At 69.8% G+C, this 11,771-nt stretch carries 11 protein-coding genes and 1 rRNA gene; all 12 read right to left on the bottom strand.

Annotation, left to right across the window (positions count from 1 at the left end; translation table 11 throughout):
- Window positions 1-3: 3 nt before the first annotated feature.
- A complete protein-coding gene (locus Q0D75_RS05845; protein WP_291050498.1) occupies window positions 4-837 on the bottom strand; it encodes a ParA family protein in 834 nt (277 codons plus the stop codon).
- A gap of 166 nt (window positions 838-1,003) precedes the next feature.
- Window positions 1,004-1,948, bottom strand: coding sequence for a site-specific tyrosine recombinase XerD (gene xerD / locus Q0D75_RS05840; protein WP_291050496.1), 945 nt, complete (start codon window positions 1,946-1,948; stop codon window positions 1,004-1,006).
- Between the two features lie 79 nt (window positions 1,949-2,027).
- Window positions 2,028-2,687 carry an NUDIX hydrolase gene (locus Q0D75_RS05835; RefSeq protein ID WP_291050384.1) on the bottom strand — a complete coding sequence of 220 codons (660 nt, stop codon included), beginning with the start codon at window positions 2,685-2,687 and terminating at the stop codon, window positions 2,028-2,030.
- A gap of 8 nt (window positions 2,688-2,695) precedes the next feature.
- The gene (locus Q0D75_RS05830; protein ID WP_291050382.1) at window positions 2,696-4,360 is read right to left on the bottom strand and encodes a CTP synthase; all 1,665 of its coding nucleotides are present in this window, start codon (window positions 4,358-4,360) and stop codon (window positions 2,696-2,698) included.
- Window positions 4,361-4,394: 34 nt separating this feature from the next.
- Window positions 4,395-5,828 carry a hypothetical protein gene (locus tag Q0D75_RS05825; protein ID WP_291050380.1) on the bottom strand — a complete coding sequence of 478 codons (1,434 nt, stop codon included), beginning with the start codon at window positions 5,826-5,828 and terminating at the stop codon, window positions 4,395-4,397.
- Between the two features lie 33 nt (window positions 5,829-5,861).
- The gene (gene recN, locus Q0D75_RS05820) at window positions 5,862-7,583 is read right to left on the bottom strand and encodes a DNA repair protein RecN (protein WP_291050378.1); all 1,722 of its coding nucleotides are present in this window, start codon (window positions 7,581-7,583) and stop codon (window positions 5,862-5,864) included.
- Window positions 7,576-8,472 (bottom strand): NAD kinase, encoded by an 897-nt coding sequence (locus Q0D75_RS05815; protein ID WP_291050494.1) that lies wholly within the window; start codon window positions 8,470-8,472, stop codon window positions 7,576-7,578. Before Q0D75_RS05815 ends, recN begins: the two co-directional genes overlap by 8 nt.
- A 21-nt stretch (window positions 8,473-8,493) precedes the next feature.
- Window positions 8,494-9,297 (bottom strand): TlyA family RNA methyltransferase, encoded by an 804-nt coding sequence (locus tag Q0D75_RS05810; protein WP_291050376.1) that lies wholly within the window; start codon window positions 9,295-9,297, stop codon window positions 8,494-8,496.
- A gap of 5 nt (window positions 9,298-9,302) precedes the next feature.
- A complete protein-coding gene (locus tag Q0D75_RS05805; RefSeq protein WP_291050374.1) occupies window positions 9,303-9,476 on the bottom strand; it encodes a hypothetical protein in 174 nt (57 codons plus the stop codon).
- Window positions 9,477-9,531: 55 nt separating this feature from the next.
- Window positions 9,532-10,572: an HAD-IIA family hydrolase gene (locus Q0D75_RS05800; RefSeq protein ID WP_291050492.1), complete on the bottom strand. Its 1,041-nt coding sequence runs from the start codon at window positions 10,570-10,572 to the stop codon at window positions 9,532-9,534.
- On the bottom strand, window positions 10,523-11,587 hold the full coding sequence (locus Q0D75_RS05795; protein ID WP_291050372.1) for a hypothetical protein: 1,065 nt from the start codon (window positions 11,585-11,587) through the stop codon (window positions 10,523-10,525). The genes Q0D75_RS05800 and Q0D75_RS05795 overlap by 50 nt, the downstream gene beginning before the upstream one ends.
- A 70-nt stretch (window positions 11,588-11,657) precedes the next feature.
- Window positions 11,658-11,771 (bottom strand): 5S ribosomal RNA (rrf, locus tag Q0D75_RS05790); the annotation flags it as partial.

Here is an 11,771-nt window from a genome sequence, read left to right as displayed (position 1 = left end):
CGCTCAGGCGATCGCGCCACGGGCGACCAGTTCTCTGGCCAGCTGCTTGTAGGCCTTCGCCGAGGAGTGCTCGGGCGCGAACTGGGTGATGGGCTTGCCCGCCACCGTCGCGTCCGGGAACTTCACGGTGCGGCCGATCACGGTCTCGAACACCTTGTCGCCGAAGGTCTCCACCACGCGCTCGAGCACCTCGCGCGAGTGCAGGGTGCGCGGGTCGTACATCGTGGCGAGGATGCCGTCGAGCTGGATGGCGGGGTTCAGCCGGTCGCGCACCTTGTCGATGGTCTCCACCAGCAGGGCCACGCCGCGCAGCGCGAAGTACTCGCACTCCAGCGGGATGAGCACGCCGTGGCTCGCGGTGAGCGCGTTCACGGTCAGCAGCCCGAGCGAGGGCTGGCAGTCGATCAGGATGACGTCGTACTGGTCGCTGACCTTGCGCAGCACACGAGCCAGGATCGACTCGCGCGCCACCTCGCTCACCAGGTGCACCTCGGCGGCCGAGAGGTCGATGTTGGCCGGGATGATGTCCAGCCCCGGAACGCTCGTGTGCTGGATGGCCTCGGCCGGGTCTTTGATCGAACCGAGGAGCAGGTCGTAGATGGTCGGGGCGTCGTGGGTCAGCACGCCGAGCCCGGCGGAGAGCGCGCCCTGCGGGTCGAAGTCGATGGCCAGAACGCGCCGGCCGTACTCGGCGAGCGCCGCCCCCACGTTGACGCTCGTGGTGGTCTTGCCCACGCCGCCCTTCTGGTTGCAGAGCGAGATGATGCGCGCCGGACCGTGCGACGACAACGGTGCGGGTACCGGGAACTCGGTCACAGGCCGCCCGGTGGGGCCCATCTTCGGCAGGTCGAGGCCGGTCAGCTCGTCCACCTGGGTGTTCTTCTTAGCCGTTCTGGTGTTCCTGGTCGGCACCGAAGCTCTCCTCGTTCCTGTCCGCCATCCCGGCGGGCTTGATCGATTGTACCGGCCGTCCGGCTGGCTCACAGCGTTGTCACACGGTGATTCAGCGGGCGCGGGGGTGCGAGGACTGGTACACGTCGATCAGGGTGTCGGCGGTGACGTGGGTGTAGAGCTGGGTGGTGGCCACCGAGGAGTGGCCGAGCAGGTCTTGCACCACCCGCACATCCGCCCCGCCCTGCAGCAGGTGGGTGGCGAAGGAGTGCCGGAAGGTGTGCGGCGAGATGTGCGTGGTGAGCCCCGCCCGGGAAGCCGCGGCCTGGATCACAAGCCATGCTCCCTGCCGGCTCAATCGCTGCCCCCGGATGCCCAGGAACAGCGCCGGGGTCGCCTTCCCCCGCGGCGAGAACAGCGGGCGCACTCGCACGAGGTACGCGTCGAGTGCCACACGTGCGAAGCTGCCCACGGGCACGATCCGCTGTTTGCTGCCCTTGCCGGTCACCCGCAGCATGTCGCCGTCCTGCACGTCGTCGACGTTGAGGTCGACGACCTCCGAGATCCGTGCCCCGGTCGCGTAGAGCAGCTCGAGCAGCGCGCGATCCCGCAGCGCCACCGGGTCGTCTCCCCCGGTCGCCGTCAGCAGCCGCTCCATTTCGGCGATCGTGATCGCCTTGGGCAGCCGCAGCGCGAGCTTCGGCGGCTTCACCTCATGGGCGACATCCACCTCCACGATCCCCTCTTCGGCGAGGTACCGGTGAAAGCTCCGCACCGTCGACAGGATGCGCGCCACCGACGCCGCGCTCAGCGAAGCCCCGCCCTCCCCGCGGGTGTCCTGGGTGAACGCGCTCACATCGCGCTCGGCCACAGCGGCGGCGTCCCGGATGCCGTGCTCGCGAAGCCATTCCGAGTACCGCCCGAGATCGCGCCGGTACGCCGCCACGGTGTTCGCCGCGAGTCCCCGTTCCACCGTCACGTGCCGGAGGAATCCGTCGACCGCCCGCTCCAGCGCATCCCGATCCGCCGCCTCCCGGGCAGAAGCCTCGGCGACCATGTCGGCGCCGACCGCGTCGGCCCCGGCCACCCCGTCGGAGTCGCCGCCCCCGGCGAGGGCGTCGGCGTCGCTCACCGTGCTATCCGGCGTCGCCGCGGTGCAGCGGATGCGCGGTCCACGGCGAATCCGCCGGCCGCAACGTCGCCCAGCCCCGCGAACGCGACGCCTCGGCCGCGAGCGCCCCGATCACCAGCGACGGGTTCTGCACCCGGCTCGCCAGCACGGCATCCACGACCTCGCCGAGCGGCACCCAGCGCAGCTCCATGTCGGCCTCTTCGCCCTCGCGCTCGAACACCGAGCCGGTGGCGCGCACGCCCCGGGCCAAGAAGATCCGGATCGCCTCGTTGTTGCCCCCGGGCGTCGTCAGGTAATCGCTCAGCACATGCCACGACGACGCCTCGAGATCGGCCTCCTCGGCCAGCTCCCGCTTGGCGGCCTCCAGCGGTGACTCGTTCTCCATGTCGAGCAGCCCCGCCGGCGGCTCCCATTCGCGCCGGCGCACCGGATGCCGGTACTGCTTGATCAGCAGCACCCGGTCCTCGTCGTCCAGCGCGAAGATCGCGACGGCGCCCGGATGATCCACGAAGTCGCGCCGCAGCGTCTCCTCGCCGTACGCGAAGGTCTCCCGGCGCACGTCCCACACGTACCCGTCGAACATCACCTCGCTCGAGGAGACCTCCACGGGCGCAGGCGAGTCGGCGAGCAGCTCGGGCTCACCGGGCACAGAGGCAGAAGTCATCCGGATCCTCAGGCGTCCGCGTCCTGCACCGGGAACAGCCGGGTCGCCTCCTGGCGTTCCAGCGAGGCTCCGACGAGGCCGGCGAACAGCGGATGCGGCCGGCTGGGCCGCGAGCGCAGCTCCGGGTGCGCCTGGGTGGCGATGTAGTACGGGTGCACCTCGCGCGGCAGCTCGACGTACTCGACGAGGTGCCCGTTCGGCGACAGCCCCGAGAACCACAGGCCCGACTCGGCGATCTGCTCGCGGTAGCGGTTGTTCACCTCGTAGCGGTGGCGGTGACGCTCGGAGGCGACGGATGCGCCGTACACCTCGGCCGCGATCGACCCGTCGGCGAGCACGGCCTCGTAGAGCCCCAGTCGCATGGTGCCGCCGAGGTCTCCCCCGGCGATGATGTCGACCTGCTCGGCCATGGTGGCGATCACGGGGAACTCGGTGTCGGGGTCGAACTCGCTCGAGGAGGCGCCGGGCAGCCCGGTCACGTTGCGGGCGTATTCCACCACCATGCACTGCAGGCCGAGGCAGAGGCCGAGCGCGGGGATCTTGTTCTCGCGGGCGAAGCGCAGCGCGCCGAGCTTGCCCTCGATGCCGCGCACGCCGAATCCGCCGGGAACGCAGATGCCGTCCACGTCGCCGAGTTCGCGCGCGGCGCCCTCGGGCGTCTCGCACTCGTCGGACGGGATCCACTTGATCGTCACCTTCGACCGGTGCGCGAACCCGCCGGCGCGCAGCGCCTCGGTCACCGAGAGGTAGGCGTCGGGCAGATCGATGTACTTGCCCACCAGCCCGATGGTCACCTCATGCTTGGGCTCGTGCACGGCGTCCAGAAGCGGCTGCCAGCCCGACCAGTCCACGTCGCCGGCCTTCTCGCGCAGCTCGAGGTGGTCGACGATGTAGTCGTCGAGCCCCTGCTCGTGCAGCATGGTCGGGATGTCGTAGATCGAGGGCACGTCGATGGCGTTCACGACGGCCTGCTCGTCGACGTCGCACATCAGCGCGATCTTGCGCTTGTTGCCCTCGGAGACGGGCCGGTCGCTGCGCAGCACCAGAGCATCCGGCTGGATGCCAATGGAGCGGAGCGCGGCCACGGAGTGCTGCGTGGGCTTGGTCTTCTGCTCGCCCGAGGCGTTCATGAAGGGCACCAGCGAGACGTGCACGAAGAACACGTTCTTGCGCCCCAGCTCGTGGCGCACCTGGCGAGCCGACTCGATGAACGGCTGCGACTCGATGTCGCCGACGGTGCCGCCGATCTCGGTGATGATGACGTCGGGGCGCGAGGCGTCGTGCGCCTGCAGCCGCATCCGGCGCTTGATCTCGTCGGTGATGTGCGGGATGACCTGCACGGTGTCGCCGAGGTACTCGCCGCGGCGCTCCTTGGCGATCACGCTGGAGTAGATCTGCCCCGTGGTCACGTTCGCGGCCTGGTTCAGGTTGATGTCGAGGAAGCGCTCGTAGTGCCCGATGTCGAGGTCTGTCTCGGCGCCGTCGTCGGTCACGAACACCTCGCCGTGCTGGAACGGGTTCATCGTTCCCGGGTCGACGTTCAGGTAGGGATCGAGCTTCTGCATGACCACCTTGAGGCCGCGCGCCGTCAGCAGATTTCCCAGGCTGGCGGCGGTGAGGCCCTTGCCGAGAGAGGAGACGACACCCCCCGTGACGAAGATGTGCTTCGTCATTGTCGTGTCGTTCGTCTTGTCCGTGTAATCAGCGTCATCCACGGAGTTCCACCCTATCAGCCGTATCGGGATGCTCGTCATCGGACGAGCCGGAGAGTTCGTCGTCGAGCGCGACGATCGCCGGCAGCGGAGGCCGTTGCAGCACCTCGACCACCAGCAGGAGCAGCAGCGCTACCACCGCGGTCCAGATGATCTGCGCGGTGCTCAGCGGCCGGATGAACACGATCAGCGCCGCCGCACCGAGCCCGATCAGCACCTGGATCAGCACCCGCTGCCGCCCGAGGAACCGCCCGAACGACCCGGTGGAGATCCCCCGCTGGTCCCCCGCCCGCCGCAGCCGGTTGGCTCCCTCGACGAAGGCCGAGCGCACGGCCGGCGCCGGCCGCCACGGCCCGAGCGCCCAGCTGATCAGCATCACGGTGAACCCGAGCACGGCCAGCGCCACGATCGACGAGGCGATCAGTGAGGTGACCCCGTCGTAGATCGCCGCCATGGCGGGCCCCGGCACGTACTGCGCCGTCGAGGCCACCACGATCACCTGCCCGACCCGCAGAGCGATCCCCATCAGCACCATCACCACGCCGAGCGCGAGTCCCGTCCAGAACAGCGTCACGGTGCGGCGCTTGGCCACCACCACGCCCGCCACCAGGAACAGCAGCGCCACCAGCGGCAGCCACTGCCCGATGCTCACCGAGAGCCCGTAGATCAGCGTCAGCTGACTGAGGCTCGACGACTTCGCCACGGTCACTCCGATGTCGACCGACGGGATCGCTTCGGCGAACCCGAGCCCCTGCGCCACCATCGCGCCCTTCACGGCGTCGATCACCGGCCCGAGCTGGATGGTCAGCTCCCCTGTCGAGGAGATCCGCAGCGCGCTGCCCGGGTCGTTCGTCATCGCGGCGATCAGCTGCTGATGGGTCAGCCGCAGGGTCTGCGCCCAGATGTCTTCGAAGGCCTGCGAATCGATGAATTGCGTCACCACCGAGGTCGCGAGCGATTGGAGGCCGAGGGCGGCAGGCTGCTTGAGGGCGTTCAGTGCCGCGGCGGCCGTCGGCGGCAGACCCAGCTCGTTCACGGCGTCGAACACGTCGCTGGTCGACTGCTGGAAGTCGACCTGCTCGTTCACCACGGTCATCACTTCGTCGACGAGAAAAGCCTTCACCGCGGGATCCTGTGCCAGCGGCCCGTAGGTCGCCACGAACGTGTCCGTGTCGGCGAGCTGACCCTGCGCCCAGTTCCCGGCAAGCGCCACCGGTGCGAGCACGAGCCCGATCACGACGAGGGCGACGGATGCCACGGTGCGGCCCCGCTGCCGGCCGCGCCGCCGCTTCACTCGCGGTGCGGAGTCGTCAGCCGACTCGATCTCGACGGTGTCGGCCTCCGCGCGGGCCGCCGCGCGCAGCTGCTCGTTCTCGGCCTGGAGCTGCTCGACCAGCTCGGCCAGCTCCTTGTTCGTCAACCGTGCCACGCTCGAACCCGCCCCTCAGCCCCCGAATTCGTATCAGTGTGACACAGCGAGACTCTGGGCTGTAGCGAGCAGTTCGGCCGCGTGGGCGAGACCGGATTCGGAGTCGGGCAGACCCGAGAGCAGGCGTGCCATCTCGGCCAGCCGGTGCTCCCCGTCGAGCTTGACGACATTGGATGCCGTCACCGGACCGTCCTGGTCTTTCTCGACCCGCAGATGGTTGGTCGCGAAGGCCGCCACCTGGGCCAGGTGGGTCACCACGACCACCTGGGAGGTGCGGGCGAGCACTGCAAGCCGGCGCCCGATCTCGATGGCCGAGGCGCCGCCCACACCCGCATCCACCTCGTCGAACACGAACGTGGGCACCGGGTCGGCGCTGGCCAGCACGACTTCGATCGCGAGCATCACCCGCGAGAGCTCACCACCGGAGGCGCCCTTGTTGAGGGGCCGCGGTTCGCTGCCCTCGTGCGGGCGCAGCAAGAACTGCACCAGGTCGCGCCCGGTCGTGCCCAGCTCGTCTCGCGGCTGCACGTCGACCACGAGCTTCGCGTTCGGCATCGCAAGCGCGCCGAGTTCCTCGGTCACCGCGTCGGCGAGGGTGCCGGCGGCCGCACGCCGCAGAGCGCTGACGTCGTCGGCCAGGCGGTTCAGTTCGGCGAGCTCGTCGTCGACCAACGAGGTGAGCTGCTCGATCCGGTCGGAGTCCGAGTCGAGCTCCAGCAGCCGCGGCTCGGCATCGGCCGCGTAGGCGATCACCTCGGCGAGAGTCGTGCCGTACTTGCGCATCAGCGCGGTGAGGTCGGCGCGGCGATCCTGCACCTGGTCGAGCCGGCCCACCTCGTCGGTCTCGAGTGCCGCCGAGTAGCTCGAAAGCTGCGTCGAGATGTCCGAGACGATGAAGCTCGCGTTCGCGAGCGCCTCCACGATCGGTGCGAGAGCGGTGTCATGGTGGGCCACGCGCTCGAGGCTGCGCCGGGCGGCGTCGATCAGCCCGATGGTGTCGGGCAGCTCGCCGGTCTCGCTCGAGATGTTCTCGCGCGCCTCGGCCGAGGCCAGTCGCAGGTCTTCGAGGTTCGTGAGGCGGCCGGCGAGCTCCGCCAGCTCCTCGTCTTCCCCGTCGACGGGCGCCACCGCGCTGATCTCGTCGATCGCGGCCCGCAGCTGCTCGGCCTCGCGGATGCGCGCGGCTCGCTCGGTGACGAGCACCTCGATCTCGGAGGCGTGCGCCTGCCACGACTCGTACAGGCTGCGGTACTCGCTCAGCCGGGCCGCGAGTTCGGCGCCGGCGAAGCTGTCGAGGGCTCCGCGCTGGGCCGACTGCCCCTTCAGGCGCAGCTGATCCGACTGCCCGTGCACCACGATCAGTGACGCGCCGAGTTCCGACAACACGCTGATCGGTGCCGAGCGGCCACCCACGACGGCGCGGCTGCGTCCCTCCACCGCCACCGAGCGCGAGAGGATGAGCTCCCCCGTTCCGCCGGCCGATCCGTCGGCGTCGAGGTCTCCCCCGGCCTCGCGCACGCGCTCGGCCACGTCGCCCCCGGCGTCGACCAGCAGGCGTCCTTCGACCCAGGCCTGAGCCGCACCCGAACGGATCGACCCCGAGTCGCCTCGCTCACCGAACAGCAGGCCGAGCGCGGAGACGACCATGGTCTTGCCCGCGCCGGTCTCGCCGGTCACGGCGGTGAAGCCGGGGCCGAGCGGCAGCACGGCCTCGCCGATCACCCCGAGGTCGCGGATGGAGAGTTCCTCAATCACGGTCGCTCGGCCCTCTCCACCCGTTCACGGGCAGGTTGAATTTGCGCACCAGGCGATCGGTGAACGGCGCCCGATGCAGTCGCGCCAGCCGCACGGGGGTCGGCGAACGCCGCACCACTACTCGGGCACCCTTAGGCAGGTCCCACATCCGCCGGCCGTCGCTCCAGAGCACGGCGCCGCCCTGGGTACGGTCGAGCACCTCCACCGCGAGGGCGGATTCCGGCCCCACCACCAGCGGGCGGGCGAACAGCGCGTGCGGGCTGAGCGGCACCATCAGCAGTGCGTCCAGACTCGGCCACACCACCGGTCCCCCGGCTGAGAACGAGTAGGCGGTCGACCCGGTGGGCGTCGACATCACCACTCCGTCGCAGCCGAAGCTGGAGAGCGGCCGGCCGTCGACCTCCACCACCACTTCGAGCATCCGCTCGCGGCTGGCCTTCTCGACCGTGGCCTCGTTCAGCGCCCAGCTCTCGTAGACGACCTCGTCGCCCACCTTCACCCGCACCGAAAGCGTCATCCGCTCTTCCACCTCGTAGTCCCGTGCCAGCGCGCGGTTCACGGTCTCGGCCAGGTCTTCCCGGTCGCTCTCGGCGAGGAAGCCGACATGCCCGAGATTCACCCCGAGCAGCGGAACGGCGGATCCGCGCACGATCTCGGCGGCGCGCAAGATGGTTCCGTCGCCTCCCAGCACGATCACGAGCTCGAGGTCGAACATCGACACACCCTCGCCGAGCAACACGATCTCGCCCAGCTCGGCCAGCACCTCGGCATTGTCGTCGTCGTCGAAGGGCGCCACGACGGGCGTCACCCCGGCGTCGCGCAGCTGCCGGCAGACGCTCTGGGCGGCGAGCACGGAGTCGCGGCGGCCGGTGTGCAGCACCACCAGCATGTATCGCTCAGACGGCACGCGTCACGCTCCTGTCATCTCGGCCACTCGGTCCAACCATTCTGTCGGATGCGATCCGGCTTCCCGATTGAACCAGACCAGGTACTCGAGATTGCCCGCGTTCCCCGCAATGGGGGACGGGATGATCCCGCCTGTGGACAACCCCAGATCGTACGCCGCCCACAAGACGTTCGTCACCGCATCGGAGCGGAGGTCGGCGTTGCGCACGATGCCCTCTTTGATGCCCGTGCGCCCCACCTCGAACTGCGGCTTGATCAGCAGCACGAAGTCGGCTTCGGGTTTCGCCACGGTCTGCAGCGGTGCGAGCACCAGCCCGAGCGAGATGAACGACAGGTCGGCCACCACCAGATCGACCGGATCCGCGACTCCGGATGCCCCGGCCAACGTCTGGGCGGTCGCGTAGCGCAGGTTGAACCCCTCCACCGCCACAACCCGCGGGTCGCGCTCGATGATCGGATCGAGCTGACCGTGCCCCACGTCGGCGGCGATCACCCGGCGCGCGCCGCGCTCCAGCAGCACCTGGGTGAAGCCGCCGGTGGAGGCCCCCGCGTCGAGCGCGAGCGCATCGGTCACCCGCACCTGCGGAAAGGCGTCGAGCGCGGCGATCAGCTTGTGCGCGCCACGGCTCACGTACCGGTCGACCGAGTCGACCGTCACCTCTTGCGCCTCCTCGACGGGGAACGAGGCCTTCACGACGTTCACGCCGTCCACACGCACGTAGCCGTTGGCGATCAGCCGGGCCGCGTGCGTGCGCGACCGCGCCAAACCGCGCGCCGCCACGACGGCGTCGAGCCGGGTGCTACCCATCGGCGCTACCCATCCGACGGCGAGGTGTCTCCGCCCTCGAGGCGGGCCTTCAGCTCGTCGTGCACCTGGGCGTAGGCCGTCGCGCGCTGGTCCAGGGGCTGCTGTTCGATCACGCGGAGCCGCGGGAGCAGGGCGTCGTCGGCACCGGCCCCCTCCGTCTCGATCGCATCCGTGTCCACTGTTCCAGCGTACCCCGGACACCCGGCGCGACCGTCGGCCGGCACCGCATCCCGCTCAGCTGTAGAGCGCCGGATCGACGTCGAGCGCGTGGATCGACAGACCCGAGTCCCAGATGGCCGCCGAGCCGGCGCGCAGCAGATCGGTCGACGAGTCGCCGGCCTTCACCACCCGCACGACGTAGCCGCTCATCCGCACCACCGAGGCGCCCACCGAGGTCTCCGAGCCGTCCTTCGACCGCTGGGTCGCCGGGTACGGTTCGAACAGCTGCCGCAGGTCTTCGAGGATGAAGTCGGGCCGAGAGTCCTTCGGGGCGGCCAGCACCTGCTTCGCCCGGTCGATGCCGGTCAGCACGTGGATGGCGCGCAGTCCCGCGCGCTTGGCCCCCATGGTGTCGGTATCGAGCCGGTCGCCGATGAACGCCGGATTCGACGCACCGAAGCGCGCGGTCGCGACCTCGAAGATCGTCTTCTCGGGCTTGCCGGCGACCACCGGGAGCCGCCCCACCGCGGTATGCACAGCCGAGACCAGCGTGCCGTTGCCCGGGGCGATGCCGCGGGCAACCGGGATGGTCCAGTCGGTGTTCGTGGCCACCCAGTGCACGGCGGGGTCACTCAGGGCGAACGCGGCCTCGGCGAGCTGGGTCCAGCCCACGTCGGGTGCGAAGCCCTGCGACACGGCGGCCGGCTTGTCGTCGGCGGATCGGGTCACCACGTACCCGGCCTTCTCCAGTTCGCTCACGAGCCCGATGCCGCCGACCACGAGAACGGTGGAGCCGGGCTCGACGAGCGTGCCGAGCACGCGCATGGCCGCCTGCGGCGAGGTCACCACGTCTTCCGGCGCCACGGTCAGGCCGAAGCTGCTGAGGTGTTCCGCCACCTGAGCGTCGGTACGCGAGGCGTTGTTCGTGATGTACCCGGTGCGCAACCCCTGGGCGCGAACCTGCGACAAAGCCTCCACGGCGTGCGGAATCGGGTTCGGGCCGGCGTAGACCACCCCGTCGAGATCCGCGAGAACGGCGTCGATCCCCTCGAGCGGATCCACGGTGTCAGTCTTCTTCGCTCGGAACAGGCCCACCGGCTGCGTTCTCCTCGTCATCATCGTCGATCTCGAGACCCTCGTCTTCCAGGTCCTCCACCTCGAACACTTCGATCTCGTCGTCGGCCTCGCCGTTCAGGGCCGCGTCCGCACGCTGGGCGCGCTCGCGCCAGGTCGCGGCCTCGGCGTCGTGACCGAGCTCCTCGAGCACCTCGGCGTAGGCGTCGAACAGATCTGGGCTGTACGAATAGGCCACGTCCGGGTTCAGCTGCGGGATCTCCAGCTCCGTGAGGGCCGCCTCCGTCTGGCCGAGGTCGAGCCGGGCGCCCGACATGGCGATCGCCACCGATACCTGCGTGGGCACGGAGAGAGTCGAGCGCTCCACCGAACGGCCGGCCTCGAGCGCGCGTTCGGGCCGCTCCATCCCCCGCTCGCTGTCGATCATCAGTGCCAGCTGCTCGTTGGAGCCGGTGATCCGGCGGTAGGTGCGAAGCTCCCGCAGCGCGAGAGCGAAGTCTCCCGTGCGGTACGCCGTGATGGCGAGCGTCTCGCGCACCACCCCGATTCGTCCCGCCCTGCGCGAGGCCGACACCGCATGCTGGTGAGCGAGCTCGGGATCCTCGTCGATCAATCGAGCGGTCATCACCAGGTGCCGCGCGACCTCGTCGGCGTTCTCCTTGTTGAGCGTCTTCAGTTCGTTGCGCGCGACCTTGTCCAGGTCGCGCGGCGTCACGTCATCTGGAATCAGCGGATCGTCGTGCCGAGTCCGCACCGAACGCAGCTCGCGGGCGCGCAGCTCCTCTTCGGTCATCGGCGGCCGCTCCGGGCGCTGAGCGCCCTTGTCGTTGCGGGCCGGCTTGCCGTCCTTGGTCCAGAGCCGACGCTCCCCCGGTCCCCCGGACGACGGCCGTCCGCCGCGATCGGGGCGCTGCCCACCGGATCGCTCCGGACGGGAACCGCGGTCCGGCCGCGAGCTCTTGTCGCGTCGTGGCTCGAAGGGTCGCTTGTCGCCACCCTGTCGAGGCGTGTGCGGCGTCTTGCCGCCCTGGCGCTTCTCGTCGTCCGGCTCCGTCATGGCAGCTCCTCTGTTGGTGATGTTAAAGCAAAATGGCCACCCATTGCTGGGTGGCCATTTTGTGAAGTAAGTCCGGCGGTGTCCTACTCTCCCACAAGGTCCCCCTTGCAGTACCATCGGCGCTGAGAGTCTTAGCTTCCGGGTTCGGAATGTGACCGGGCGTTTCCCTCTCGCTATGGCCGCC

It is taken from the genome of Herbiconiux sp. (assembly GCF_023264855.1).
In the GTDB taxonomy this organism is placed as follows: Bacteria; Actinomycetota; Actinomycetes; order Actinomycetales; family Microbacteriaceae; genus Herbiconiux.
This window is presented reverse-complemented; position numbering and strand designations above follow the sequence as displayed.